The sequence below is a fragment of the Bradyrhizobium sp. 192 genome (assembly GCF_023100965.1).
GTDB lineage: Bacteria > Pseudomonadota > Alphaproteobacteria > Rhizobiales > Xanthobacteraceae > Bradyrhizobium > Bradyrhizobium symbiodeficiens.
In genome coordinates this window covers 7,046,716-7,071,717 of the sequence record NZ_CP064690.1, presented here as the reverse complement: position 1 = coordinate 7,071,717, position 25,002 = coordinate 7,046,716, and the positions used below count along the sequence as shown (strand labels likewise).

25 protein-coding genes are annotated in these 25,002 nt (G+C 63.6%); 9 read left to right on the top strand and 16 right to left on the bottom strand.

Translation table 11 applies throughout. The annotated features are described in order from the left end of the window. Positions 1-70: 70 nt before the first annotated feature. Together IVB24_RS33150 and IVB24_RS33145 are read right to left on the bottom strand one after the other, a co-directional pair. Positions 71-520, bottom strand: coding sequence for a DsrE family protein (locus IVB24_RS33150; protein ID WP_247770539.1), 450 nt, complete (start codon positions 518-520; stop codon positions 71-73). 35 nt (positions 521-555) lie between these two features. Continuing rightward, on the bottom strand, positions 556-1,179 hold the full coding sequence (locus IVB24_RS33145) for a hypothetical protein (protein ID WP_247770538.1): 624 nt from the start codon (positions 1,177-1,179) through the stop codon (positions 556-558). Between the two features lie 324 nt (positions 1,180-1,503). Here IVB24_RS33145 and IVB24_RS33140 point away from each other — a divergent pair, with 324 nt between their 5' ends. Together IVB24_RS33140 and IVB24_RS33135 are read left to right on the top strand one after the other, a co-directional pair. Next, the gene (locus IVB24_RS33140; protein WP_247770537.1) at positions 1,504-3,033 is read left to right on the top strand and encodes an SUMF1/EgtB/PvdO family nonheme iron enzyme; all 1,530 of its coding nucleotides are present in this window, start codon (positions 1,504-1,506) and stop codon (positions 3,031-3,033) included. A 17-nt stretch (positions 3,034-3,050) separates the two neighbouring features. Beyond that, entirely contained in the window at positions 3,051-3,497 is a 447-nt protein-coding gene (locus IVB24_RS33135; protein ID WP_166475993.1) for a DUF4399 domain-containing protein, read from the top strand. Here the strand turns inward: IVB24_RS33135 and IVB24_RS33130 are convergent, their stop codons facing one another. The 10 genes from IVB24_RS33130 to pqqA all read right to left on the bottom strand — a co-directional run bounded on the left by IVB24_RS33130 (position 3,498) and on the right by pqqA (position 13,686). Further along, positions 3,498-4,553 carry a 2-oxoacid:ferredoxin oxidoreductase subunit beta gene (locus IVB24_RS33130; protein WP_094977220.1) on the bottom strand — a complete coding sequence of 352 codons (1,056 nt, stop codon included), beginning with the start codon at positions 4,551-4,553 and terminating at the stop codon, positions 3,498-3,500. It abuts the gene before it with no gap. A gap of 130 nt (positions 4,554-4,683) precedes the next feature. Continuing rightward, positions 4,684-6,531: a 2-oxoacid:acceptor oxidoreductase subunit alpha gene (locus IVB24_RS33125; RefSeq protein WP_162308711.1), complete on the bottom strand. Its 1,848-nt coding sequence runs from the start codon at positions 6,529-6,531 to the stop codon at positions 4,684-4,686. After that, positions 6,501-8,300, bottom strand: coding sequence for an FAD-dependent oxidoreductase (locus IVB24_RS33120; protein ID WP_247770536.1), 1,800 nt, complete (start codon positions 8,298-8,300; stop codon positions 6,501-6,503). Before IVB24_RS33120 ends, IVB24_RS33125 begins: the two co-directional genes overlap by 31 nt. 240 nt (positions 8,301-8,540) lie before the next feature. Continuing rightward, on the bottom strand, positions 8,541-9,218 hold the full coding sequence (locus IVB24_RS33115; RefSeq protein WP_247770535.1) for a DUF4286 family protein: 678 nt from the start codon (positions 9,216-9,218) through the stop codon (positions 8,541-8,543). Between the two features lie 25 nt (positions 9,219-9,243). Then, positions 9,244-10,230 carry a prolyl aminopeptidase gene (gene pip, locus IVB24_RS33110; RefSeq protein ID WP_247770534.1) on the bottom strand — a complete coding sequence of 329 codons (987 nt, stop codon included), beginning with the start codon at positions 10,228-10,230 and terminating at the stop codon, positions 9,244-9,246. Beyond that, positions 10,220-11,419: a pyrroloquinoline quinone biosynthesis protein PqqE gene (gene pqqE, locus IVB24_RS33105; RefSeq protein ID WP_247770533.1), complete on the bottom strand. Its 1,200-nt coding sequence runs from the start codon at positions 11,417-11,419 to the stop codon at positions 10,220-10,222. The genes pip and pqqE overlap by 11 nt, the downstream gene beginning before the upstream one ends. Beyond that, entirely contained in the window at positions 11,416-11,727 is a 312-nt protein-coding gene (pqqD, locus tag IVB24_RS33100; RefSeq protein ID WP_247770532.1) for a pyrroloquinoline quinone biosynthesis peptide chaperone PqqD, read from the bottom strand. The genes pqqE and pqqD overlap by 4 nt, the downstream gene beginning before the upstream one ends. A 25-nt stretch (positions 11,728-11,752) precedes the next feature. Continuing rightward, positions 11,753-12,532, bottom strand: coding sequence for a pyrroloquinoline-quinone synthase PqqC (pqqC, locus tag IVB24_RS33095; protein WP_247770531.1), 780 nt, complete (start codon positions 12,530-12,532; stop codon positions 11,753-11,755). Continuing rightward, positions 12,529-13,458 (bottom strand): pyrroloquinoline quinone biosynthesis protein PqqB, encoded by a 930-nt coding sequence (gene pqqB / locus IVB24_RS33090; protein WP_094977228.1) that lies wholly within the window; start codon positions 13,456-13,458, stop codon positions 12,529-12,531. The genes pqqC and pqqB overlap by 4 nt, the downstream gene beginning before the upstream one ends. Before the next feature lie 147 nt (positions 13,459-13,605). After that, a complete protein-coding gene (gene pqqA / locus IVB24_RS33085; RefSeq protein WP_007595659.1) occupies positions 13,606-13,686 on the bottom strand; it encodes a pyrroloquinoline quinone precursor peptide PqqA in 81 nt (26 codons plus the stop codon). Positions 13,687-13,935: 249 nt separating this feature from the next. On the opposite strand from pqqA, the gene IVB24_RS33080 reads away from it, so the two are divergent. The 5 genes from IVB24_RS33080 (at position 13,936) to tarD (ending at position 17,831) form a co-directional block, all read left to right on the top strand. Beyond that, complete coding sequence (locus tag IVB24_RS33080) at positions 13,936-14,193, top strand: hypothetical protein (protein WP_162406756.1); 258 nt, start codon at positions 13,936-13,938, stop codon at positions 14,191-14,193. 259 nt (positions 14,194-14,452) lie between these two features. After that, on the top strand, positions 14,453-15,853 hold the full coding sequence (locus IVB24_RS33075) for an amidase family protein (RefSeq protein WP_247770530.1): 1,401 nt from the start codon (positions 14,453-14,455) through the stop codon (positions 15,851-15,853). 2 nt (positions 15,854-15,855) lie between these two features. Further along, positions 15,856-16,332: a glutathione peroxidase gene (locus IVB24_RS33070; RefSeq protein WP_247770529.1), complete on the top strand. Its 477-nt coding sequence runs from the start codon at positions 15,856-15,858 to the stop codon at positions 16,330-16,332. Further along, complete coding sequence (locus IVB24_RS33065) at positions 16,329-16,586, top strand: DUF3297 family protein (protein WP_094977232.1); 258 nt, start codon at positions 16,329-16,331, stop codon at positions 16,584-16,586. Before IVB24_RS33070 ends, IVB24_RS33065 begins: the two co-directional genes overlap by 4 nt. 75 nt (positions 16,587-16,661) lie before the next feature. Next, complete coding sequence (gene tarD / locus IVB24_RS33060; protein WP_247770528.1) at positions 16,662-17,831, top strand: D(-)-tartrate dehydratase; 1,170 nt, start codon at positions 16,662-16,664, stop codon at positions 17,829-17,831. 89 nt (positions 17,832-17,920) lie between these two features. On the opposite strand, the gene IVB24_RS33055 is transcribed toward tarD, so the two are convergent. Further along, on the bottom strand, positions 17,921-19,273 hold the full coding sequence (locus IVB24_RS33055; protein ID WP_247770527.1) for a malonyl-CoA decarboxylase: 1,353 nt from the start codon (positions 19,271-19,273) through the stop codon (positions 17,921-17,923). Between the two features lie 476 nt (positions 19,274-19,749). Between IVB24_RS33055 and IVB24_RS33050 the strand changes: the two genes are divergently transcribed. Further along, positions 19,750-20,721 carry an IS110 family transposase gene (locus IVB24_RS33050; protein ID WP_247768358.1) on the top strand — a complete coding sequence of 324 codons (972 nt, stop codon included), beginning with the start codon at positions 19,750-19,752 and terminating at the stop codon, positions 20,719-20,721. 224 nt (positions 20,722-20,945) lie between these two features. On the opposite strand, the gene IVB24_RS33045 is transcribed toward IVB24_RS33050, so the two are convergent. Further along, positions 20,946-21,770 carry a helix-turn-helix transcriptional regulator gene (locus IVB24_RS33045; protein ID WP_247770526.1) on the bottom strand — a complete coding sequence of 275 codons (825 nt, stop codon included), beginning with the start codon at positions 21,768-21,770 and terminating at the stop codon, positions 20,946-20,948. A 53-nt stretch (positions 21,771-21,823) separates the two neighbouring features. On the opposite strand from IVB24_RS33045, the gene IVB24_RS33040 reads away from it, so the two are divergent. Continuing rightward, on the top strand, positions 21,824-22,996 hold the full coding sequence (locus IVB24_RS33040) for an MFS transporter (protein WP_247770525.1): 1,173 nt from the start codon (positions 21,824-21,826) through the stop codon (positions 22,994-22,996). A gap of 203 nt (positions 22,997-23,199) precedes the next feature. Here IVB24_RS33040 and IVB24_RS33035 read toward each other — a convergent pair whose 3' ends face one another. Then, complete coding sequence (locus IVB24_RS33035) at positions 23,200-24,804, bottom strand: IS1182 family transposase (RefSeq protein ID WP_247769570.1); 1,605 nt, start codon at positions 24,802-24,804, stop codon at positions 23,200-23,202. A 15-nt stretch (positions 24,805-24,819) separates the two neighbouring features. Then, the gene (locus tag IVB24_RS33030; RefSeq protein ID WP_247770524.1) at positions 24,820-24,969 is read right to left on the bottom strand and encodes a hypothetical protein; all 150 of its coding nucleotides are present in this window, start codon (positions 24,967-24,969) and stop codon (positions 24,820-24,822) included. Positions 24,970-25,002 lie beyond the last annotated feature (33 nt).

Genomic DNA, 25,002 nt, shown 5'->3' with positions numbered 1-25,002 from the left:
TTATGGATTAACTCATAACCGTGGAGTTATGGGTCTGTCAAGCACGGAGGATGTGGCGGGACCTCAAGACCTACGGCCGCAAGTAAAAATATCCCCGCGATTGCAGCTCTGCCAGCCGGACCACGCCGCCTTTTTCCGCGCTGACGAAGCCCGGCAGCAACTCCTTCAGCGTCACGTTTTGCGCCTTCATGGTGTTGCCGCAGGCGGCGAGCTCGACGCCGTCCTTGGAGAATTCGCCGACGCGCTTGCTGATATCGGGGTTTGCCTGCGCCGCGTGGAACGCCTTAAGCGCCGGCCCATGAATCACCAGCGCGATCGTGACGTGGTCGGGACCGCCGACGCCGTCGATGTGGTTCTGGATGTTGCCGAGCACGAAGTTGACCTTCTCGGCATCGCTGAGATGGTAGACGACCTTGAGCTTGTCCGACGGCGCGGCCTCGGTTGCCGCCTTTGCGCTCCAGGTGCCAAGCGCTGCGCCCAAAGCCGAGGCGGCGCTCCACAACATGTTCCGGCGGTTCATGGCGATCTCCCTCGACTGACTTCGTCGGAGACATATCACTTGTGGCGCAGCGCGGCGAGTTCCTTGCGGTCGGTCACGAGCGAGGCGCACTCGCTGTTATCGGTGCGATCGAGCCGGAAGATCTTGTCATCGGCGCCGGCGACCAGCGCATGCTCGGCCTCGTCATCCGGCTTGCTGTTCTGCCAGACCCGGACCTGTTCGAGCCTGATGATGGCGGACTTGTTGTCCTTGGACAGCGCCACCTCGATGCCGCCACCCTCGCAGTCGACGCCGCAGCCCATGCGGACTTCGTCGCCCTGGCTGAGCAGCACCGCGTGGCTGCCGCACGAGCCGCTGGAGTCGAAATCGCCGCTGCGATGGCGATAGCGGAAGCCAAGGCGGAAGGAATTGTGCAGCAGCTTGTCTTCATTGTCGGTCTCCGCCGAGATCAGCAGCTTCATCGACGCGACCTTCTGCTTGGGATGCCGCGCCAGATGTTCGGAATCGTAGCGGCGGACGAAGCAGGCATAGGCCTTGTCGCCCGGCGCCCCCGCATAGACCCGCGCCGTGAAGGCCTCAGCTTCGGCCTTGGTGGTCTCCCGGACCTTGTCGGCCTCATCGGCGTAGGCGGCGCCGGTGAATGCGGCAAGGACGAGCGGCAGGATGAGGGCAAGCTTCATGGTCGCACCGAACGCGTGAGCCGTTGACGGCCCGCGACGGGACGATCAGGGCCGATTGGCCGTTAGTCGCGGGCCAAGCGTGGCACGTTCACGTTCGCTCCTCTTCGACATCGTCATCACAGGATCGACATGGAATGGAGGTCGCGAGCGGTGCTTTAGTCGCCGGTCGGGCCAGAAGGGTTCAAAGCCTTCGCTGACAGGAACTCGATATCACTATTCCTTCGACGTTGTTCCAGTTTGTCAATGTGATAGCCTTCACAGACGACTGCTTCTCGAAGTCGTAGGCTGGGGCCTGCCTTTGCAAGTTTGTGGAGTCCCCGCGCAATGGGCGAAATTCGCAACTTCAGATCCGGGAATCAGGACGAGCCACCTCCGCACGGCGCGATGCCGCGTCGTCTGGCAGCAATCATTGTCGGTGACATCGCTTCCTACAGCCGCTTGATGCAGGCCGACGAGGAAGGCACGCATGTTCGCGTCAAGCGGATCGAGCGAGATCTCATCCAGCCCAGCATCATCGAACACCATGGAAACCTGGTGAAGACGACGGGCGACGGCTTCATCGCCATCTTCGACAGTCCCGTGGAGGCGGTTCGATGCAGCATCGTGATCCAGCAAAATCTCATCGGCCGCAACGCCTCGCTTCCCAAGCATTCCCGGCTCGAATATCGGATTGGCGTCAATCTCGGTGATGTCATCGTGGAGCCGGACGACATCTATGGCGACGGCGTCAACATCGCCACGCGTATCGAGGGCATCGCGGAACCGGGCCAAGTCTACATCTCCGGCGCGATCTACGAGCAGATCAAGCACAAGGTCGTGTGCGGTTATGAATCGCTCGGAGACCGGAAGGTCAAGAACATCACCGATCCCGTGCGCGTCTATCGCGTGCTGCCGGATGCAGACGCCGTCGGCAAGACGAGAAGCCGGCGCGAGAACGCGCTGATCTTTCTCTTGGCCATCACGCTGCTCGTCATTGCTGCCGGCGCGCTTTGGTATTTGCTCGCACAGTATCAGGGCAGGGTGGGCGAACAGATCGCAACGCCCGCCGCGTCTCCGGCCCCATCCCCGGCCCCGCAAGCTCCGCCGCGCGAACTCGCGACGCAGGCGCCGCAGCCCTCTCCCTCATTGGCTTCGGCGCCTTCGTCGCCCGCACCGGCGCCAAGCCCGTCCTCGACGCCGGTGCGCGAGCCCGAAATGATCGCCATTCGCGGCGGCAGTTTCGCGATGGGAAGCAATGATGATCCGACCGAGCGTCCCGTCCACCAGGTCACGATCAAGCCGTTCTCGATCGGAAAATATCCGGTGACGGTGCGGGAGTGGAACGAATGCGCGGCGGCCAACGCATGTGGTTTCATGGCGACAGGCAAGGACGATGCGCCGGTCAGCAACGTGAGCTGGACTGACGCGCAGCAATATGCCGCCTTTCTGTCGCAGACGACGAAGAAGCAATACCGGCTGCCGAGCGAGGCCGAATGGGAATACGCGGCTCGCGGCGGAACGCAAACGAAGTATTGGTGGGGCGACAAGCTTCAGCCCGGCATGGCCGGATGCAAGGATTGCGGCGAGCTCGCGGCCGAGCAGCCGGCGAAGGTCGGCAGCTTCAAGCCGAATCCATTCGGGCTCCACGACATGGGCGGCGGCGTCGACCAGTGGGTCGAGGACTGCTGGCACAAGAATTACCAGGGTGCGCCGGTCGACGGTTCAGCATGGAGCGGTGGGGACTGCAGTTCGCACGTCCTGCGCTCGGGCTCCTGGAAGAACGATTCGAGATACGTGCGGCCATCCAACCGCGACGGTTACGATACCAACGTTCGTTACCCCACGCATGGGTTCCGTGTCGCGCTCAGTCCTTGAGTGCAGGAGTAAGTTTGATGCACATCTTTCGCTTTGTCGCGTTGTCTGCGGTTCTGGTCCTGCTTCCGGGGATTGCCTATCCGCAGGGCAAGACGGCTCCGAAGGATGCCAAACTTTACTTCATCACCCCGTATGACGGGCAAAAACTGCGCGGCGGATTTCTGGTTCGGTTCGGCTTGCGCAACATGGGCGTGACGCATGCCGGCGACGACTACCAGAACGCCGGCCATCATCATTTGTTGGTCGACGTCAGCGATCCCATCGATCCGAAGGAGCCGATCCCGCAGGACAAGTCGCATCTGCATTTCGGGGCAGGGCAGACCGAGACATTTCTCGAGCTTCCGCCCGGGACCCATACCCTTCAACTGGTGCTGGGCGACGCGAAGCATTATCCGTTCGAGCCGCCTGTCGTGTCGAACAAGATCACCATCCGTGTCAGGCCGCCGCTTCAGCGCGGCAAATGATCACCGCAGGCTGGCGTTGAACTTGTCCAGCGCCGCCGAACCCGGACACAGCGTGTCAGCTTCCAGCGTGTTGAGCGGGGTCTCGACGGTGTTGAGATGCTCGTGCAGATCTTCCGCATCGGGGTCGACATAGAGCAGGCCGGTGACGATCTGCCCCTTGGCGGCATGCTTCGCGAGGAAAGTCTGGGCCCCTAACCGGTCATGCGGATCGTAGTCCGCGTCGATCTTCCGCAGCGCGATCTTGCTGCCGTCGTGCTGCTCGACCATTTGCACCGTGCCCGGCGCATAGTCCACCGCAATGGGATCGCGGCCCACCAGCACGTCGAGCCGGTTGACGGCGTCGTTGTGCTCGCGGACATAGTCGAAGCTCTTGGTCGAGCCGGCGTGGTTGTTGAAGGCGATGCAGGGGCTGATGACGTCGATGAAGGACGCGCCCTTATGGCGGATCGCAGCCGCGATCAGCGGTACCAGCTGGGTCTTGTCGCCCGAGAACGAGCGCGCCACGAAGGTGGCCCCCAGCTGCAACGCGATGGCGACGAGATCGATGGCGTTGTCGGTGTTGGTGACGCCCTTCTTGGATTTCGAGCCGCGGTCGGCGGTGGCCGAGAACTGGCCCTTGGTCAGGCCATAGACCCCGTTGTTCTCGACGATATAGGTCATGTTGACACCGCGCCGGATCGAATGCGCGAACTGGCCGAAGCCGATCGAGGCGCTGTCGCCATCGCCGGAGACGCCGAGATAGATCAAATCGCGGTTGGCGAGATTGGCGCCGGTCAGCACGCTGGGCATGCGGCCGTGCACGGAGTTGAACCCGTGCGAATTGCCGAGGAAATAGTCCGGCGTCTTCGACGAGCAGCCGATGCCGGAGATCTTCGCCACCCGATGCGGCTCGATCGAGAGTTCGTAGCAGGCCTCGATGATCGAGGCCGTGATTGAATCGTGGCCGCACCCCGCGCACAGCGTCGAGATCTTGCCCTCGTAGTCGCGGTGAGTGTAGCCGAGATCGTTCTTCTTCAGCCCGGGATGATGGAATTTCGGCTTTGCTATGTAGGTCATGAGAGCACCTGCGATTCCAAGGCCGTCATGGCCGGGCTTGACCCGGCCATCCAGGTCTTGGCCAAGAAAAAGAAAGGCGTGGATGCCCGGATCAAGTCCGGGCATGACGACGGAGAGAGCAACGTGTAAATCATGACACGGCCTTGCGGAGCGGGGTCACCTTGAGGTGATCCTGGTGGTCGCCAATGGCTTTTGCGATGAAGCGGGCGGTGATCGGCGAGCCGTCGTAATGCACGATCGGAACGAGGCGGACAGGATCGATGCCGTTCTCGTTGACGATCAGCTGGCGGAGCTGGCTGTCGCGGTTCTGCTCGACGACGTAGACAAAATCGTGCTCGGCGAGGAAGCTTGCGACGCTCGAATGGAACGGGAAGGCGCGGATGCGCAGGCGGTCGAGCTGATGCCCGCGCGCTTCCAGAAGGGCGACCGCCTCGTCCATCGCAGGCGAGGTCGAGCCGAAATAGATCACGCCATATTTGGTCGGCCGTTCCGCATTGGCCTGCAGCGGCCGCGGCACTAGGTCCTGCGCGGTCTCGAACTTGCGCATCAGGCGCTGCATGTTGTCGGCGTAGACCGAGCCTTCCTCGGAGTAGCGCGCATAGCGGTCGCGTGAGGTGCCACGCGTGAAGTACGAGCCCTTGGTCGGATGCGTGCCGGGATAGGTGCGGTAGGGAATGCCGTCGCCGTCGACGTCGAGATAGCGGCCGAAGTCCCGGCCCTCGTCCAGCATCTCCGCGGTCATCACCTTGCCGCGGTCATACTGCTTGGCATCGTCCCATTTCAGCGGGCGGCTGAGCCGGTGGTTCATGCCGATGTCGAGGTCGAGCATCAGGAAGATCGTGGTCTGCAGCCGTTCGGCAAGATCGAACGCGGCGGCTGCGAACTCGAAGGCCTCAGCGGGATCTTCAGGGAACAGCAGCACATGCTTGGTGTCGCCGTGCGAGGCATAGGCGCAGGCGATGATGTCGCATTGCTGGGTGCGGGTCGGCATGCCCGTGGAAGGGCCGGCGCGCTGGATGTTCATGATCACGGCCGGGATCTCGGCGAAATATGAGAGGCCGATGAACTCGGTCATCAGGGAGATGCCGGGGCCCGATGTCGCGGTGAAGGCGCGGGCGCCGTTCCAGGAGGCGCCAATGACGATACCGATGGAAGCGAGCTCGTCCTCGCCCTGTACGATCGCGTATTTCGCCTTGCCGGTCTCAGGATCGTGCCGGAATTTCTTGCAATGCGCGGTGAAAGCCTCCGCCACCGACGAGGATGGTGTGATCGGATACCAGGCGCATACGGTCGCGCCGCCATAGACGGCGCCAAGCGCGGCGGCGCTGTTGCCTTCGATGAAGATGCGGTCGCCGACCTTGTCGGACTTCTTCACGCGCAGGCCGATCGGGCACTTTAGATTCTGCAGCGCCCAGTCACGGCCGAGATGCAGCGCGTGGACGTTGGAGGAGAGCAGCTTCTCCTTGCCCTTGTACTGCTCGCCAATCAGCTGCTCGATCAGCTTCGGGTCCATGTCCAGCAGCGCGGAGAGCGCGCCGAGATAGATGATGTTCTTGAACAGCTGGCGCTGGCGCGGATCGGTGTAGGTCGAGTTGGTGATCGCGGTCAGCGGAACGCCGATCACGGTGATGTCGTCGCGAAATTTGGTCGACGGCATCGGCTTGGTGGAATCGTAGAACAGATAGCCGCCGGGCTCGATGCCGGCGACGTCCTTGTCCCAGGTCTGCGGATTCATCGCCACCATCATGTCGACGCCGCCGCGGGCGCCGAGATGGCCGTCTTCGGTCACGCGCACCTCGTACCAGGTCGGCAGGCCCTGGATGTTGGAGGGGAAGATGTTTCGGGGGGAGACCGGCACGCCATGGCGCAGGATCGCGCGCGCGAACATCTCGTTGGCGCTGGCCGAGCCCGAGCCGTTGACGTTGGCGAAACGAACGACGAAGTCGTTTACGCTGCTGAGCGGCTTTTTGTCGGACATGATGATCCCGCTTGAGTCATTTCGATGAGATATTTCTGCATGTCCCAGGCTCCGGTGGGACAGCGTTCGGCGCACAGCCCGCAATGCAGGCAGACATCCTCGTCCTTCACCATCACGCGCCCGGTCTTGAGGTCGCTGGAGACGTAAAGGTCCTGGTCAGGATGCAGCGAGGGCGCCTTCAGCCGCTGGCGCAGATCGGCTTCCTCGCCGTTGCCCGTGAAGGTGATGCAGTCCATCGGGCAGATGTCGACGCAGGCGTCGCACTCGATGCAAAGCGAGGTCGAGAACACGGTCTGGACGTCGCAGTTCAGGCAGCGCTCGGCTTCGCCGAGCGCGAGCTTGACGTCGTAGCCGAGCTCGACTTCGGTGCGGATGTCCTTCAGCGCGATCACCTTGTCGCGATGCGGCACCTTGAAGCGCTTGTCGTTGGAGATGTCGTTGTCATAGCTCCATTCGTGGATGCCCATCTTCTGCGACGAGACATGCACCTCCGGCAGCGGTCGCTCGGTGATGTCCTCGCCAGAGAGCATCTTGTGGATCGACAGCGCGGCATCATGGCCCTGCGCGACCGCCCAGATGATGTTCTTCGGCCCGAACGCGGCGTCGCCGCCGAAGAACACTTTTGGGTTGGTCGAGACGAAGGTCTTCGGATCGACCTTGGGCATATGCCATTTGTCGAACTCGATGCCGCAATCCTGCTCGATCCAGGGGAAGGCATTCTCCTGGCCGACCGCGACCAGCACGTCGTCGCATGCGATGGTCTGGTCCGGCTCGCCGGATGGCACGAGGTTGCGGCGGCCCTTGGCGTCGTATTCGGCCTTCACCTTCTGGAAGGTGATGCCGGTGAGCTTGCCATTGTCGTGAACGAAGGCAACGGGAACGAGGAAGTTGAGGATCGGAATGTCCTCGTGGAGTGCGTCTTCCTTCTCCCAAGGCGAGGCCTTCATCTCCTCGAAGCCGGACCGCACGATCACCTTGACATCTTCACCGCCGAGCCGGCGGGCGGTGCGGCAGCAATCCATCGCGGTGTTGCCGCCGCCGAGCACGATGACGCGCTTGCCGATCTTGTCGGTGTGGCCGAACGAGACCGATGACAGCCAGTCGATGCCGATGTGGATGTTGGCAGCGGCCTCCTTCCGGCCGGGAATGTCGAGCTCGCGGCCACGCGGCGCGCCGGTGCCGACGAAGATCGCGTCGTATTTCTCCGCGAGCAGCCCCTTCATGCTCTCGATACGGTGCCCGCCTTTGAACTCGACGCCGAGACCCAGGATGTAGCCGGTCTCCTCGTCGATCACCGAATCGGGCAGGCGGAATTTCGGGATCTGCGAGCGCATCATGCCGCCGGCCCGGGGATCGGCATCGAACACGGTGCAGTGATAGCCGAGTGGGGCGAGATCGCGCGCCACCGTCAGCGAGGCGGGACCGCCGCCAACGAAGGCGACGCGCTTGCCGTTCTTCGCCGATGGGCGCGGCAGGCGCTGCGTGATGTCGTCCTTGAAATCGGCGGCAACGCGCTTGAGCCGGCAGATCGCGACCGGCGTTTCCTCCACGCGTCCGCGGCGGCACGCCGGCTCGCAAGGACGATCGCATGTGCGTCCCAGAATTCCGGGAAACACGTTCGATTTCCAATTGATCATATAGGCATCGCTATAGCGGCCCTGTGCGATCAGTCGGATGTATTCGGGAACGGGAGTGTGCGCTGGACAGGCCCATTGGCAATCGACCACTTTGTGAAAGTAGTCGGGGGCCGCGATATCGGTCGGTTTCATTCCTACCCTGTCCGCGCAGGCTCAAGGACCCGGCGGCCTCTTTTGTTGAGCTAGGCGAGCGCTTAACGCGCTTCGATCTGGTTCGTGAATGACGTCATTGGGTTAGCTTATTAGAACCTTTCCGAAGTACAAAGGCAAAGTTTCGCGCCTTCCCGCTTTCATGGGAGCCAAGCGCGCACAGCATTAACGGCTGCGCGCGATGCGGGTGCGGTGCAATATGCTGCGATGCGTGCGAGCGCGTCAGCCGCGCGCGATGTCGCTCTTCGCGAGGTCCCACATCAGGCTGTAAGTGCCGACCGAGACGGGCAGCGGGAAGGGTGATGCAGCAGGGCCGGTGAAGCGTTCGGCGATCACGGCCGAGACCGCGCCGACATGTGTGCCGTCGATCAGCACGAACCAGTCGCGCGCGCCTTCGTTGCGCACCGCTGGAATGTCCGCGGTCGCGCCGGACAATTCGGGCTCGCTCTCCAGCAGATGCATGGAGATGATGCCGTCGCCCTGCTCCGGCGCCAGCTTTTCTTGCAGTGCATCACGCCATGCGCCTGCATCGTCGGGCGTCGGGCGCAGGCGCACCACGCCGAGCGCACCGCCGCGACCGGTGCCATTGCTGATGGTGATGCGCGCGACCACGCGCAGCATGTCCTTGAAATGCGCCATGCTCCGGCGCGACCATTCGGTCTGATTGGCGAGCCGCGCCCGGTAAGCGGGACTGTCGAGCACGTCGAGCGTCGCGGTGGAGTACAGCGAGAGATATTTTGGGTTGGCGGCATGCGCGACATAGCGCCGCGCTTCGAGAAAGCCGTCGATCGCGACGCGCTCTTCCAGATGCTCGCGATCGTACCAGCGGTTGAAATCGGCCTCATCGGCTGCGTCGATGTTCATCGACGTGAGCAGCATGCCTTTCCCGGCGAGCGGCATTTTCTTGTTGTCCTTCTTTCGCGCATTAACGCGCGGCCTTCGACGCGAGATCTGCGATCGACTTCATCACCGCGTCTCGCACGCCGGCATCATAGAGCGAATGTCCGGCTTCTTCCACGATCCGAATCTCGGAACCCGGCCACGCTTTAGCGAGCGCGTGCGACGTCTCGGGAGGGCACAACAGGTCGTAGCGGCCCTGCACGATAATGCCGGGAATGCCGGCGAGCCGGTCCGCGTTCCGCAGCAGCTGGCCTTCGCTCATGAAGCTGTCGTTGATGAAGTAATGCGCCTCCATGAACGGCGTCGCCGGCAGCGTGCGCCAGACGTTCAGCGACGCCAGGTCCAGCCGCGTCTTCGCCGGCTTGTGCTCCGACAAGGCACGCTCGATGTCGTGCCAGGCGCGGGCCGCCGCTCCGTGAACGGCCGGATCGGCATCGAGGATGCGGCGATAATAGGCTTCCACTGGATGCGCGCGTTCCTCGGGCGGCAGCACGCTCAGAAAATCCTCGGAGAGCGCGGGATAGAATTGCGGCAGCCGCTCCGTGAAGGCCGTATCGACCTCCGCCCGCGTGCCCAGAAAGGTCGCGCGGAGCGCAATGCCGGAGACGCGCTCGGGATGCGCCTGCGCATACGCCAGCGCCAGCGTCGCGCCCCAGGAGCCGCCGACCACCATCCAGCGTTCGAAGCCGAACTTTTCGCGGATCTTTTCCATGTCCGCGATCAGGTGCGCCGTGGTGTTGTGCTCGCGCGATCCCTTCGGCCGGCTGCGGCCGCAGCCGCGCTGGTCGAACAGCACCGCATGCATCCGCTCGGGCTCGAACAGCCGGCGGTGGTCGGGCTGACAGCCGCTGCCGGGCCCGCCATGCAGATAGACCGCGGGAAGGCCGTCGCTGCGGCCGACGCTCTCGACATAGAGCTCATGGCCGTCGCCGACGTCGAGCATGTCGGAGGTCAGGGGCGCAAAGGGATCGGCACGCCTGGTCGCTGGGCCTGCGTCGGCGTCAGGCGCCATTCTCGGATTCCAGGGTGCCGCCGGCGAAATTGCGATAGAGGAAGCGGTTGGTCTCGCCCTCGGCCTCGGCTTCCGCCTGCTTGAAGATGGTCTCGTGCAGCGGCGACAGCGCGCAGGCGGGGTCGGTGTTGGCGGCATCGCCCGTCAGCGCGAAGGCCTGGCAGCGGCAGCCGCCGAAATCGATCTCGCGGAATTCGCAGGACTTGCACGGCTCCTTCATCCAGCCGGTGCCGCGATAGCGGTTGAAGGCCTCGGAGTTCTGCCAGATCCAGGCGATCGAATGATTGGAGCGCACCGACAAGAAGTCGAGCCCGGTGATGCTCTCGGCGGCGTGGCAGGGCAGCACCTTGCCGGCCGGCGAGATGTTGAAGAACTGCCGACCCCAGCCGCCCATGCACTTCTTCGGCCGCAGCGCGTAATAGTCGGGGACGACGTAGTCGATCGTCAGCCGGCCCTTCAGTCGCTCGCGCGCGGCCTCGACGATTTCAGTGCACTCGTCGAGTTGCGCCACCGTCGGCATCAGCGCGGCGCGATTCTTCAGCGCCCAGCCGTAGTACTGGACATTGGCCACCTCGAGCCGGTCGGCGTCGAGATCGACAGACATCTGGATGATATCAGGCAGCTGATGCAAATTCTGGCGATGCATCACCGCGTTCACGGTGAGCGGCAGATCGAGCTCGCGCGTCCATTTTGCGACCTCGAGCTTCTTGCGGTGGCCGCCCTTGTAGCCGGCAACGCGATCGGCGAGGCTTTCCTCGATGCCCTGGAAAGAGATCTGCACATGGCAGAGTCCGGCATCGGCGAGTTCGCTCAGCTTCTCGCGCGTCAGCAACACGGCCGAAGTGATGAGGTTGGTGTAGAGCCCGACGTCGCTGGCATGCCTGACGAGGTCGACGAGGTCCTTGCGCGCCGTCGGCTCGCCGCCGGAGAAATGCACCTGCAGCACGCCGATCTCGGCGAGCTCGCTCAGCACCTTCTTCCATTCATCGGTGGTCAGCTCCTTGCCGGAGCGATCGAGCTCGACCGGATTGGAGCAATAGGGGCATTGCAGCGGGCAGCGGTGGGTGATCTCGAGCAGCACGGCCAGCGGAATGCCGAAGGTCTCCGCCGTGGAGCGGCTCTTCTCCAGCACCGCGAGGCTGTCGCTGGCGTCAGTGGGGATCACGGGATTGCCGAGAACATCGCTCATGACGTCTTCTCCCGGGCTTCCGTGAGAAAGCCCTTGTCGGCGAGTTCCTGCAGCATGACGACGACATCGGCGAGGATCGCCTCGCGCGGCGCGGCGTATTTTGCCGCCAGCTCATCGGCAATGTCGCCGACATTGCGCTCGCCGTTGCAGAGTTGCAAGACCTCGACCGCGATCTCGTCCGGCGCCAGCACGCGTTCCGGCGCCAGGATCACCCAGACTTTCCGCGTCTCGTCATATTTGAGCTTGGCATGCCGCGGCAGCACCGGGCGGCTCGTCTCGCTGACGCTGATGTTCCGCGGCCCGGCCATTCCAGTTCCTCTTCAGCCCGCCTTATTAGTTCGCTTTGGGCACGAACGCGCCCGGCGGAATATTGCCCTCGACATAGGCGTGCTGGAGCGCATCCAACTGCACCCACAGCACGTTGGTCTTGAAGATCAGCGCGTTGCAGACCGAGGCGCGCTCTTCCGGCGTCCGTGCATGTGTCCGGACATAGTCGAGCGCGAAATTGGCGTCGCGTGGCGCCTGGGTGAGGCGGCGCTTGAAGTAGCTCATGATGTCGGGGTTGACGAAGTCGTAATGCTCCAGCATGCCGGCGATGCGCTCTTCGTGCAGGTTCGGAGCGAACAATTCGGTCAGCGACGAGGCGATCGCCTCCAGCGGCGACTTCTCGCGGCAATAATGGACATAGGCTTCGACCGCGAAGCGCGTTGCGGGCAGGATGCCTTCGGTGGATTCCACGTAAGCCGTGTCGAGGCCGAGGCCGTCGGTCAGCTTGATCCAGCGCTCGATGCCGCCCTCGCTGCCGACATCGCCGTCATGGTCCTCGATGCGGTGGCGCCATTCGAGGCGCGTGGCGCGGTCGCGGAAGCGCGAGATCACCACCGCGTCCTTGATCGGGATCGTGCTCTGATAATAATAGCGGTTCAGCGCCCAGGCCTGCACCTGGCCCTTGTTGAGCTTGCCGCCATGCAGCAGCTTATGGAAGGGGTGCAGGCTGTGATAGCGCGTCGCGCCGATATGGCGCAGCGCCGCCTCGAGCTCCTCGGCCGAGTTGAGCTTGATATCCTTGCCGATCGAGAGCGCAGTCATTCCAGTCATTGAGGCCGCATTCACAGCACGATCTCCGTTCCATCCGCCGGTATCTGCCAGCCCGCCGCCTCGGCGGCCTTGCGCTCGGACGAGGCAGGCAGCAGCGCCGGGTTCGAGTTATTGATATGCAGAAATACCTTCCTGTCGATACTAAGGTCGGCCAGCCGTGCGATGGCGCCGTCCTGCCCGGACATGGCGACGTGTCCCATGCTCCTGCCGGTCTTGTGGCCTAACCCGGCCTTGATCATCTCGTCGTCCTGCCAAACCGTGCCATCGAAGAACACTAGCGAAGCGCCGTCGATCTCGGCCTTGAGCGCGTCAGTCACCTCGGCGCAGGCGGCGATGAAGTAGAAACATTTGCCGGTCGCCTTGTCGGTGATCTTCAGGCCCAGCGTGTCGCCGTCGCCGGTCTCGCCGCCGGGATGCGCCTTGCCTTCCAGATACCAGGCCGACTTGCCCGAGACGGCGAAGGGCAGGACTTCCAGTCCGGAGCGCGCACCGTCGGAGAGGCGCGGCTCGAACGGCTCATTGATGCCGATCGGCTGGCGCCGCACGTGCTTCTCGTTCAGCACGTTGAAGATGCTGTTGCTGGCAAGGATCGCCAGCACCTTGTCGTGCGCGTAGATCGTGAACGGCGAGCTCTCGCGCATCGACAATAGGCCGGCCACCGCATCCACTTCGCTGTTGGTCAGGATCACGCCCGCGACGGGCGTATGGCGCAGCGCCCCGGCCTTGGGGTGCAATTGCGGCGTGGCATTCAATTGCTGGCGCAGATCCGGGGAGGCGTTGATCAGGAACCAGTGCTCGCCGTCGCCGCTGAAGGCGACCGAGGCCTGGGTTCTCTGGAGTTCGTGACCGTTCGCACGGGCCGCCCGGCAGCCCTCGCAGCCGCAATTCCATTGCGGCACTCCGCCGCCGGCTGCGGCGCCCAGGACGACGACGCGAAGCATGACCCGTCTCCTGGAAGCAACGTCGCCAGGTGGATCTCAGGCCGACACAGTCCTTGTCTTCCGGAAACCTATCGTGACCGAAAGAATCCTAACGAAAGAACTCGGGCCGAAAGATCCACCTGCGCAGAACGCAAACTCACCAACCGCTTACTTGCGGGTGGCGCTCACATACATGTTGATTTCCATGCCGCAGGGCACTTCGACGATCTTCGGGGCTTTCCAGGCCATTTTTGGCACTCCATTTTCGCGAATTCGGACGTATCCGCCCACCCGTTAAGTTAGTGCGCGCTGAGAAGTTCGCCAGTGAAATTTTCCCGAGAAGACCATGTTGCGCTGCGAAATATGACCTTGGGAACACCACTTCTGAGGCACTGCCTTGCGCCCGGCGCATTCGGTCCCGAACCCTGTCCTGATAAAGCACTTGTGAGTGCAGTGCAGCTTTCATTCCGGTACAGGCGACCCAACTGGATCTCGATGATGCCCAGATATTTCTTCAACACCCGTATCGACGACGAATTGATCGTGGATCCCGAAGGCGAGGAACTGCGCAACCCCGACCATGCCTGGGAGGTCGCGCGCCAGATGATCCTGGAGGTGGTGAAGTCCGAGGGCACCCAGCGCGCCCTGTTGGACGCCGTGATCGAGGTGACTGACGGCGAAGGCGAGATCGTGCTGGAGTTCCCCTTCACCGAGGCCCTGCTGGACATCCCCGACAAGTCCGCGACGCGGCATTAGAGGCGCGCGAGATGCGCTCCCTCCCCCGCTTGCGGGGGAGGGCTGGGGAGAGGGTGTCTCCGCACGCGAGAACCCCCAAGAGAAGAAAACCCTCACCCGCGCCTTCGGCGCGACCTCTCCCGCAAGCGGGAGAGGTTACCGAGCTTGCTGCTCGATCCAGCAATCAATTTCGAGCCCACCCCTTCCTTCGCCCCCGCGAAATCCGCATGGCTTTGCCGCGTTCCCGGCGCTAAAAGACGCCGGTTACACGGAGCAAGCCATGCAAGATCTCTGGCGCCTGTCGGCGGCCGACCTCGCCACCCTCGTCAAGTCCAAAAAAGTGTCCGCCATGGAGGCGGCCAAGGCCGGGCTCGCCCGGCTCGATGCCGTCAATCCCAAGCTCAACGCGGTGATCGACCACCGGCCGGAGGACGTGCTCAAGCAGGCCGACGCCGTCGATGCCGCCATTGCGCGAGGTGAGGACCCCGGCGTGCTCGCCGGCGTGCCCGTCACCATCAAGGCCAATGTCGACCAGGAGGGTTTTGCCACCACCAACGGCCTGAAGCTCCAGCGCGACCTGATCGCGCGCGAGGACAATCCGGTGGTCGCCAATTTCCGCAAGGCTGGTGCGATTCTCCTTGGGCGCACCAATTGCCCCGCCTTCTCCTATCGCTGGTTCACGACCAATCTGGTCCATGGCGACACCAAGAACCCGCGCGATGCTTCGCTGACCCCGGGTGGCTCCTCCGGCGGCGCCGGTTCGGCGGTCGCGGCCGGCATCGGCCATATCGCCCATGGCACCGACATTGCCGGCTCGATCCGCTACCCCGCCTATGCCTGCGGTGTGCACGGCCTTCGCCCGACGCTCGGCCGCATCCCCGCCTTCAATCCGGCGCTGCCGGAGCGTCCGATCGGACCGCAGATCATGGCCGTCTCGGGCCCGCTGGCGCGCACCGTCAACGACATCAGGATTTCGCTGGCCGCGATGTCGGCCCGCGACATCCGCGACCCCTGGTTCGTACCGGTGCCGCTCGAAGGCCCCGCGCGGGACAAGCGCGCCGCGCTCTGCCTCAATCCGGACGGCCTTGCCACCACGCCCGAAGTGAAGGCGGCGGTGATCGATGCCGGCAAGCGGCTCGAGCGTGCCGGCTGGACGGTCGAGACGATCGAAAACACGCCGTCGATGCGCGAAGCCGTCGAGTGGCAGATCAAGCTCTGGCTCGGCGACGGCTATGAGGCCCAGCTGGAGATGGCCGAGCGCGAGGGCGATCCCGGTGCGCTGGCGTGCCTGCGCGGCAACCGCGCCAGGGTCACGCCGATGGATCAGGCCAATTACGCCAAGGCGCTGACCCGTAGAGCCACGCTGACCCGCGACTGGATGCTGTTCTTTGAAAAATACGCCGTCGTGCTGACGCCGGTGTCCGGCGAGCTGCCGTTCCCCGATCATCTCGACCGCAAGGACGACGAGTCCTTCAAGCGGGTCTGGGAAGCGCAGCTGCCGCAGATCGCGATTCCCTTCATGGGTCTGCCGGGCCTCGTGGTCTCCACCGGTCTGGTCGGCAAGGCGCCGGTCGGGGTGCATATCGTCTCCGGCCGCTATCGCGAGGATCTCTGCCTGCTCGCGGGCGAAGCGATCGAGGCCGGCGGCGTGCCGCCGTCGCCGATCGATCCCGTGGGCTAGCGATGTCCGCCATCTACGACTTCAAGGCCAACTCGCTGGCCGGCGAGGAGGTCGCCCTGAAACGTTTCGAGGGGCAGGTGCTGCTGATCGTCAACACCGCGAGCAAATGCGGCTTCACGCCGCAATATCGTGGTCTGGAGGATCTGCATCGCGATCTCTCGCCGCGGGGCTTCTCCGTGCTCGGTTTTCCCTGCAACCAGTTCGGCGCGCAGGAGCCTGGGCCGGCAAGCGAGATCCAGGCGTTCTGCTCGACCAATTACGACGTCACCTTTCCCCTGTTCGAGAAGATCGACGTCAACGGCGCCCATGCGCACCCTCTGTATGAGTACCTGAAACGCCAGCAATCTGGCCTGCTGGGCGCCTCCATCAAATGGAATTTCACCAAATTCCTGGTGGACCGTGCCGGAAAGGTGATCGCGCGCTACGCACCGACCGCACGGCCCGAAGGATTGCGCCATCAAATCGAGACCCTGTTATGAGCGAGACAATCATGAGCGACGAATTTCCGGACCGCCTGTCGGTCGATCCGAACAGCCCCTTTTACAACGCGGACATTCTGGCGCGCGACGTCGGCATCCGCTTCAAGGGCGTCGAGAAGACCAATGTCGAAGAGTACTGCATCAGCGAAGGCTGGGTCCGCGTCACCGCAGGAACCGCCAAGGACCGCCACGGCAACCCGCTGACCATCAAGGTGCATGGTCCCGTGGAGCCGTATTTCAGGGACAAGAAGTAAGCCTGCCCGTCGCTCGGTAGTCAGTCGTCAAGCCCGGCCATGACGAGCGGAGAGAGCTAGCCAGGAAGAGAGAACATGTCCGTCCGCATCGTCGACGTCCGCGAGATCACCAAGCCGATCTCATCGCCGATCCGCAACGCCTATATCGACTTCACCAAGATGACGACGAGCCTGGTTGCGGTCGTCACCGACGTCGTGCGCGACGGCAAGCGCGTCGTCGGCTACGGCTTCAATTCCAACGGCCGCTACGGGCAGGGCGGCCTGATCCGCGAGCGCTTTGCTTCGCGCATCACGGACGCCAATCCGAAGTCGCTCTTGAATGCCGCCGGCGACAATCTCGACCCCGACAAGGTCTGGGGCGCGATGATGACCAACGAGAAGCCGGGCGGCCACGGCGAGCGCTCGGTTGCGGTCGGCACCATCGACATGGCGGTGTGGGACGCCGTGGCGAAGATCGCGGGCAAGCCGCTGTTTCGTTTGCTCGCCGAACGTCACGGCGTCAAAGCCAATCCGCGCGTGTTCGTCTACGCCGCCGGCGGCTATTACTATCCCGGCAAGGATCTCTCGATGCTGCGCGCCGAGATGCGCGGCTATCTCGATCGCGGCTACAACGTCGTCAAGATGAAGATCGGCGGCGCGTCGATCGAAGACGATCGCGCCCGCATCGAGGCGGTGCTGAAGGAGATCGGCAACGACGCGCAGCTCGCGGTCGACGCCAACGGCCGCTTCAATCTCGAGACCGGCATCGCCTACGCCAAGATGCTGCGCGACTATCCTTTGTTCTGGTACGAGGAGGTCGGCGATCCCCTCGACTACGCGCTGCAGGCCGCGCTCGCCGAATTCTATCCGGGCCCGATGGCCACAGGCGAAAACCTGTTCAGCCACCAGGATACCCGCAATCTGATCCGCTACGGCGGCATGCGCCCCGACCGCGACTGGCTGCAATTCGACTGCGCGCTGTCCTATGGCCTGTGCGAATACCAGCGCACGCTGGAAGTGCTGAAGACCCACGGCTGGTCTCCCAGCCGCTGCATCCCCCACGGCGGCCACCAGATGTCGCTCAACATCGCCGCCGGCCTGGGGCTCGGCGGCAACGAGAGCTATCCCGATTTGTTCCAGCCCTACGGCGGCTTCCCCGACGGCGTGCGCGTCGAGAGCGGCCACATCATCATGCCTGATCTCCCCGGCATCGGCTTCGAAGGCAAGTCCGATCTCTACAAGGAAATGAAGGCGCTGGCGGAGTAAGGGGCGGACGGCCGCTCCGCACTCGCTGTTGTCGCGGACAAGCGCGCCTTAAGCGCGCGCCGATCCGGGACGACGACTGAGTATGAGGCTTACGACAACCGCATATCCAGCAACCGTCGCCCTTCGCTCTTTAGCAGCTTTTTTACTGCGCTCGACGCCACGACCTCGCCGTCGTTGGCGTAGGCCTCGTGGTTCTTCTCGATGTCGTCGAGGCGGTAGAGATAGTTGACCATGACGCCGGCCGACTCGCGCACGCCCTTCGGCGAGAGGTCACCGAGCCAGTTGATGCGTTCAAGCCGGGCGCCGTTGCCGAGATGGAAGCGGGCGACGGAATCGATCAGTTTGCCCTTCGGCGTGCGCGCCTTCAGGAAGTAATGCGCCGCAAGCGGCTCGATCACAGCGCGCAGCAACGTGGTCGTCTCGGGGTTCTCGAACCATTTGGGATCGTCGAGGCGCTTCAGAACCTCGCGATCCTCGTCCGTCAGCGGCAGGTCTTTGTCCTGCTTCACCCACTGCATGAAGCCCGGCACCGGCGACAGCGTCACGAAGGTGTCAAGCTTCGCCAGTTCACGGCGCAACTCCTCGACCACCTGCTTGATCAGGAAGCTGCCGAACGAGATGCCGCCGAGCCCGCGCTGGGTGTTGGAGATCGAATAGAACACCGCGGTGCGGGCGCGCTCGATCGGCAGGTGCTGGCGATCGACCGCGAGCAGCGGTTGAATCGCGCCGGGGATCGTCTCGGTCAGCGCCACCTCGACGAAGATCAGGGGCTCGTCGACCATGGCGGGATGGAAGAAGGCATAGCAGCGGCGATCGACCGGATCGAGGCGGCGGCGCAAATCGTCCCAGTCGCTGATCTCATGAACCGCTTCGTAGCGGATGATCTTTTCGAGGATGTTGGCCGGGGTCGACCAGTCAATCCGGCGCAGCACGAGAAACCCCCTGTTGAACCACGAAGACAGCAGATGCGAGACGTCCCGATCGAGCGCGGCGAAATCGGTGTGGCCTTTCATCATGCCGAGCAGGTCGGCGCGCATGGCGACGAGATCGCCGGTGCCGCCGGGCGCGCGGTTGAGCCGGCGGATCAGTTCCTGCCGCCGCGGCTCCGAGGCGAAATGCAGCGAGCTTGCGTCCTCGTCGCTCGGCTTGTCGCGCCACTTCTCGATCGCCTTTGACAGGCGTTCCCGGTCCGGCCCGAAATCGCGCACGAGGCCTTCGAAAAAGGCGCGGCGCCCTGCCGCATCCAGTCCCTGGTAAATGTCGAGCACATCACGCGCGATGGCAATGCCCGATGCCTCGCCGCGGCCCGACAGCAGCGCATCGCAGAGCTCGATCAGCCCATCGGCATCCCTTTTGGTGTCGGCGGAATCGCCGCGACGAAGCAGCGTGCGGCCGCGATCGGAGATGGTGGCGAGCAGGTCGGAGAAGAAGGCGTTGGCCATCGGGACTTTCGGATCGGGTTTGTGCGTTGCGGAAGTTTACACGGGATTTGGGCGGAAGCCGATCACAATCCAGCGGAGGAATGCGGCAACTTTAGTCGGGCCGTGCGTTTCGAGAATGGCGGCATGTTGGGCGTGGGTGTTGATGGGGTTGGGCGTGCTCACCCGGGGCAAGCTCCCGTAGGGTGGGCAAAGGTGCAAAGCGCCGTGCCCACGATCTCTGACAGTAGCGAAGGAGGTCGTGGGCACGCTTCCGCTTTGCCCACCCTTGTATTAGCGCATCGGTATAGGATTGGCGCCGTTCCGTGAGGAATGGCCCAGCCCGGGTGGCCACCCTGGCTGGGCCGCCGATCGATCGGATCGATGCCCACCGAAGCCTTGAGGGCTGCGTTTCGTAGCAAGATCGCGGTCGGCACTTCATCGGGACCCGCATGGTTGAACGAACTTCAGGTTCGCATAACAAGGGAGGGTCGAGGAAGATGGCCAAGCGTAACACGATCTGTGCCGGGATCGATACCGGCAAACGCAAGCTCGACGTGGCGATCGATGGCAACTCTGAGCAGTTGCGGGTCGACAACACGGCAAGAGGTCACCAGGCGCTGGTGGAGTGGTTGAAGTGCCGCAAGGTAAAGAGGGTCGGGATCGAGGCAAGTGGAGGCTACGAGCAGGCGGTCGTTGCGGAGCTGCGGCGCAAGCGTTTCGTCGTCGTGCTGTTTCAGCCGAAGCAGGTCCGCGCCTATGCCACGTTCCGTCTGCTGCTGGCTAAGAACGACAGGATCGACGCGGCGCTGATCGCGACGTGCACTGCCGCGGTCAAGACGATCCATCCTGCACCGGATCCGCGGTTGCAGCCCTTTGCCGAGCATCTGACCATGATCGATCAGATCACGGAAGACATCGCAAGGCTGAAGAACCGGCTCGAGAGTTGCCGCGACAAGCGGATTCAAGGGGTTTGGAAGGCGCAGATCGCGCTGTTGGCAAAGTCCAAACGAGCCGAGTTCAAGGCGCTGCTGGCGGCGATCCGCAAGCATCCTGATCTCGCCGCACGGCTCGATCTGATCTACAGCGTCGCCGGCTGCGGTCTGCCGACCGCGGCTGCCGTCCTGATCAGGATGCCCGAGATCGGCAACATCACACGCGAACGGGCCTCAGCTCTCAGTGGACTGGCGCCTTACGACGACGATAGCGGCGAACGATCCGGTGCCCGTCACATCAAAGGTGGCCGTGAGCGGCTGCGTTGGGCGCTCTACAACGCGGCTCTTCCGGCATCCTCCCGATGGAACCCGCAGATGAAGGCTCTCTATACAAGGCTGATCGCCGCCGGAAAATCTCATAAATGCGCGCTGGTCGCTTGCGCCAGAAAGTTGCTCGTCACGATCAACGCCGTGGTCGCCCGCGGAACTCCGTGGATCGCCGAAGCGCCTCAAACTGCCAAGCTGCCCGCCACCTGATCGCGTTTCTTTGTTCGATCAGGCGGCCGTTTCTTCGTCCCGACCTTCCGCCTGGACGACGCCGTGCGCCGCGGCCGTCAAGGTTGGCCGTCGCGAACGCCCCGCGTCAAACTCGCTGCCGCCAGGCCACACCTTGACGGCTGCAAGCCCGGCGTCATGCTTGCGGAAAATCGGGAGAACCTTAATGGTTGCTACGAGACCTGTGCTCGCAATGTCGTGGAGGGCTACCCCTTCCCCGCAAACTCCGTCGGCGTCCGCCCCGTCACCTGACGGAACGCGGCCGAGAACGCCGGCACGCTGGCATAACCGAGTTGGGTCGCGAGCTGCTTGACCGACACGCCGGCATCCGTCGACAGGCGCTGGATCGCGGCGGCAATCCGCGCACGCTGGCACCAGCTCTTGAAGCTCAGCTGGGTCTCGGTCGAGAACAGCCGCGACAGCGTCCGCGCGGAGGTGCCGACCTCGCGCGCCAGCGTGTCGATGTCGTGCAGGCCGGTGGGATCGTCGAGCACGATCATGGCGGCGCGGCGGCAGCGCGGCTCGTGCGGCAGCGGCACGAAGGTCGCGGAATCCTCGGCCTGGTGCAATTCCAGCATCACGAGCCGCACCAAGAGCTCGGTGCGCTCTTCGGTGTTGCGCGCGTCGAACAGCGCGAGGATCGCCTGGTTGAGCAGCGGCGACACCCGCACCACGAATTCCCGGGTCAGGCCGTCGTAGCGCTGCTCGCGCTTCAGCCAGGACAGGTCGAAATACAGCGTGCGCATCTCGATGTCGGCGAGCAGGTCGATGGCGTGCTCGAGCCCGGCGGGCACCCACACGGCGCGGTCCGGCGGCACCAGCCAGCGGCCGCCGGGCGTCGTCACCTGCATGGTGCCCCTGGCCGCATAGATCAGCTGCGCCTCGCGGTGCAAATGCGGATCGATCCGCAAACCTCTCGGATAGTCGCGCGCAACCAGGTGGACGCCCGCGGGCGAGCGGTGGTTGCTCCGGACCTCCCGCAGGGTTGGCGTTTCCAAGATTGGCCTTTCCAAGACAGTCATTGGCAGCATCCCGTCATGGGGAGGAGATATAACTCATTTCGGAGCAGGAGAGGATTCGGGAAATGAACAGCCCCAGCCGGGTGATCGGTTTCGTCAACGCAGGCCATTTCATCGACCATTATGCGATGCTGATCTTCGCCGCGGCCGTCATCATCATGGGGCCGGCGCTCGGCATGGCCTATTCGGAACTTTTGCCTTATGCGACGCCCGGCTTCGTGGCTTTCGGGGCGGGCTCGCTGCTCACCGGCTGGCTCGGTGACCGCTGGAGCCGCCGCCACATGATGCTGATCTTCTTCGTCGGCATCGGAGCGTCCATGATCTCGGTCGGCTTCGTGCAGACCCCGGCACAACTCGGCGCAGCGCTGCTCGCGATCGGCATCTTCGCCTCCATCTACCATCCCGTCGGCACCGCCATGATCGTGTCCTATGCCGACCGGCTCGGCCGCGAGATGGGCATCAACGGTGTCTGGGGCAATCTCGGCGTGGCCTCCTCGGCGCTGGTGACAGGCGTGATCGGCCAGTATTTCGGCTGGCGTTTCGCCTTCATCGTGCCCGGCATCGTTACCATCCTGATCGGCATCGCCTTTGCGATGCTGGTCGTGCACGAAGACCGCAAGGGTTCGAAGCAGGCGGCGGCGCAGGCGCGGGTGGCAAAGCAGGACATGTGGCGCGTGGTGCTGTCGCTGCTGATCGTGGTGATCGCGATCTCCACGACGTTCAACGCCGTCACCGTGGCCCTGCCGAAGCTGTTTGCGGAGCGGCTGGCGGATCTGACCAGGAGCCCGGCGCTGCTGGGGGTCATCGCGGCCTGTGTCTACGTGTTCGGTGCGATGACGCAGTACACGATCGGCCGCTTGCTCGACCGTTACTCGCTCAAGACGGTGGCGCTGCCGCTGTCCTTCATGCTGGCGCCGTTCCTGTATCTGGCCGCCAGCCTGAACAATCTGCCGCTGATCCTGGTCTCGATCGGCATCGTCATGGGCGCGTTCGGGCAGGTTACGGTCAATGACGCCATGGTCGGCAAATACACCAGCGAGGAGTGGCGCTCGCGCGCCTATGCGGTGCGCTATTTCATCGGCTTCACCGCGGCGGGCGCCTCGGTCAGCCTGGTCGCCTGGCTCTACGAGCAGGGCGGCTTCGTCACGATGCTGCACGCCTTCGCCGCGCTCTGCCTGCTGGCCATCGCAGCCGCCATCATCCTGCCCCGCGAGATCCGTACGCCGCAGCCGGTATGAGGTCCCGTCATTCCGGGGCGCGCGTAAGCGCGAACCCGGATTCCATCGGGCGGCAGAGACTGCGGAGAAATGGAGCGGGTCCGTCGCTGCGCGACGCCATGGAATGACCGGAGACGGAGCGGCACGTCACGCACGCCGCCGATCATGAAACTCTACCCCTGTTTTGCCCGACGAGGCTGGGCAAGAATTGGTCGTTGGCCGTCCTAGGCGGTAGCGCACCGGGGAGTTGCGAGCGGAGGCCGAAATATTCGCCAGAACGTCGCTAGAGCGACCTTCATGCCCTGCAGGAGGGCTGCGAAGGGGCATCGGCGAGGAGCGAGCGTCTTTGCGAGCGCGGCCAAGAACGCGTCGAAGCTGAGGATGTTGAGCACGCGGGTGAAATTGTAGCAGAGCGCCATCAAGCTCCACTCGCCGCCAACCTTGTTGAATCCGCGGACCAGGAAATGACGATAGCCGGCACGGCATTTGAGCGTGCCGAAGGGATGCTCGACGATGCCGGAACGACGGCGCATCAGTTCGCCTGCGCCCTGCATCCGTGCGCGATGACGCTCAAGAACGTCTTCATGCTCCCAGCGACCGATCGCCCGGTAGGCCGCGTTCGAGCCGAGGCAACGGACCTTGAGGGGACAGGTCCTGCAGATCGCCCCACGCGCCGCGTAGCGGATCTCGATGCGGCCACTGGTGTTCTTCTGCCTGCTCTTCATCGGATGTAGCAGTTGGCCGGCGGGACAACGGTAGGTGTCGGATACGCCATCATAGTTGAAGTCCTTGAGGACAAAGCGGCCTTGCTTCTCAAGCCGGGAGTTGCCCTCCGGCACCGGCACATAGGCCACGATGCCATCATCCTCACAGGCCTTCAGTTCGCGACTGCTGTAATAGCCCTCATCTGCCAGCACCTGCAGGGCCTTGACCTCAAGGGCTTCTTTTGCGGCCATGGCCATCGCATGTAGCTGGCCGACGTCGCTGCTGTCGTTCACCACCTCGCTGGCGACAATGAGCTTGTGCTTGTCGTCGACGGCGGTCTGCACGTTATAGCCTGCGACCCCTTGGCCGCTCTTGACCAGAAGCCGGGCATCCGGATCGGTCAGGGACAATTGCGTCTCGCCGTTCTCTTCCAACCGAGCAAGATCGGCTTGTGCGCGCGAGCGCTTGGCCATCAGCGCCGCGACCTTCGCGCCAAGGTCACCTCCACCTGCGCTGCCACCATCGGGCCCATCCTTGCCGGGCTTCTTGGCTTCCGCGGCATCATTGTCCTCGAGGGACTTGCCGTAAGCCTCGATCTCCTGGTCAAGTTTTGCGATCTGATCGGCAAGCCTCTTGCGCGTAAAGATACTAGCCTTGCTGGCGTCGCCATGGAAAAACGAGCCGTCAATCGCAGCAACGCTGCCGCCGACAAGACCAAGCTCGCGCATCAGCAGCACGAAGCTGCGGTTGGCCGCCTTCAGAGCCGCCCAGTTCTCCTTGCGGAAGTTGGCGATCGTCCGATAGCCTGGCTTCAATCCCTTCAGCAGCCAGATCAGTTCCAGATTGCGGCCAGCTTCCCGCTCCAACCGACGCGACGACCTGATTTGGTTGATGTAGCCGTAAAGGTACAGCTTCAGCAGATCGGCCGGATCGTAAGGCGGCTGGCCGACCCCTTCGGCCTTGCGATCAGCATGGCGAAAGCCGAGCTTGGCAAGGTCGAGGACGCCAACGAAGCTCTCGATCGCCCGGACCGGGTTGTCCGCCCCGACATAGTCCTCAACTCGCGCAGGAAGCAGACTGGGTTGCTCTCGGCTCTCGCCGGTCTTGAATGTGCGATTCGTCATGAACGGAATCGTACATCAACTCCCCAAAATGCCGAGTTCTTGCCCAGCCTCGACGACGCAAACCGCCTCGGCAAGGCCGAAATTTTCTCGAGCCTTTTCAACCCCATCCCTACTGTGCATGGGGTTGTTTTCACGATTTTGCTGTTGCACGCCGCCGCCCTGCATGGAACCCGTCCCACCCGTCGCGGGTTCTGTTTC

Coding starts and splice junctions, on each gene's coding strand:
- IVB24_RS33065 (WP_094977232.1), top strand. CDS start 16,329: ATGAGCGAGACAATCATGAGCGACGAATTTCCGGACCGCCTGTCGGTC.
- IVB24_RS33115 (WP_247770535.1), bottom strand. CDS start 9,218: ATGCCGCTCGCCGGGAAAGGCATGCTGCTCACGTCGATGAACATCGAC.
- IVB24_RS33080 (WP_162406756.1), top strand. CDS start 13,936: ATGCCCAGATATTTCTTCAACACCCGTATCGACGACGAATTGATCGTG.
- pqqD (WP_247770532.1), bottom strand. CDS start 11,727: ATGGCCGGGCCGCGGAACATCAGCGTCAGCGAGACGAGCCGCCCGGTG.
- IVB24_RS33120 (WP_247770536.1), bottom strand. CDS start 8,300: ATGAAACCGACCGATATCGCGGCCCCCGACTACTTTCACAAAGTGGTC.
- pqqA (WP_007595659.1), bottom strand. CDS start 13,686: ATGGCCTGGAAAGCCCCGAAGATCGTCGAAGTGCCCTGCGGCATGGAA.
- IVB24_RS33140 (WP_247770537.1), top strand. CDS start 1,504: ATGGGCGAAATTCGCAACTTCAGATCCGGGAATCAGGACGAGCCACCT.
- IVB24_RS33130 (WP_094977220.1), bottom strand. CDS start 4,553: ATGACCTACATAGCAAAGCCGAAATTCCATCATCCCGGGCTGAAGAAG.
- IVB24_RS33050 (WP_247768358.1), top strand. CDS start 19,750: ATGGCCAAGCGTAACACGATCTGTGCCGGGATCGATACCGGCAAACGC.
- IVB24_RS33145 (WP_247770538.1), bottom strand. CDS start 1,179: ATGAAGCTTGCCCTCATCCTGCCGCTCGTCCTTGCCGCATTCACCGGC.
- pqqE (WP_247770533.1), bottom strand. CDS start 11,419: ATGAGCGATGTTCTCGGCAATCCCGTGATCCCCACTGACGCCAGCGAC.
- tarD (WP_247770528.1), top strand. CDS start 16,662: ATGTCCGTCCGCATCGTCGACGTCCGCGAGATCACCAAGCCGATCTCA.
- IVB24_RS33030 (WP_247770524.1), bottom strand. CDS start 24,969: ATGCAGGGCGGCGGCGTGCAACAGCAAAATCGTGAAAACAACCCCATG.
- IVB24_RS33035 (WP_247769570.1), bottom strand. CDS start 24,804: ATGACGAATCGCACATTCAAGACCGGCGAGAGCCGAGAGCAACCCAGT.
- IVB24_RS33040 (WP_247770525.1), top strand. CDS start 21,824: ATGAACAGCCCCAGCCGGGTGATCGGTTTCGTCAACGCAGGCCATTTC.
- IVB24_RS33055 (WP_247770527.1), bottom strand. CDS start 19,273: ATGGCCAACGCCTTCTTCTCCGACCTGCTCGCCACCATCTCCGATCGC.
- IVB24_RS33070 (WP_247770529.1), top strand. CDS start 15,856: ATGTCCGCCATCTACGACTTCAAGGCCAACTCGCTGGCCGGCGAGGAG.
- IVB24_RS33075 (WP_247770530.1), top strand. CDS start 14,453: ATGCAAGATCTCTGGCGCCTGTCGGCGGCCGACCTCGCCACCCTCGTC.
- IVB24_RS33150 (WP_247770539.1), bottom strand. CDS start 520: ATGAACCGCCGGAACATGTTGTGGAGCGCCGCCTCGGCTTTGGGCGCA.
- IVB24_RS33045 (WP_247770526.1), bottom strand. CDS start 21,770: ATGCTGCCAATGACTGTCTTGGAAAGGCCAATCTTGGAAACGCCAACC.
- pip (WP_247770534.1), bottom strand. CDS start 10,230: ATGGCGCCTGACGCCGACGCAGGCCCAGCGACCAGGCGTGCCGATCCC.
- pqqB (WP_094977228.1), bottom strand. CDS start 13,458: ATGCTTCGCGTCGTCGTCCTGGGCGCCGCAGCCGGCGGCGGAGTGCCG.
- IVB24_RS33135 (WP_166475993.1), top strand. CDS start 3,051: ATGCACATCTTTCGCTTTGTCGCGTTGTCTGCGGTTCTGGTCCTGCTT.
- IVB24_RS33125 (WP_162308711.1), bottom strand. CDS start 6,531: ATGTCCGACAAAAAGCCGCTCAGCAGCGTAAACGACTTCGTCGTTCGT.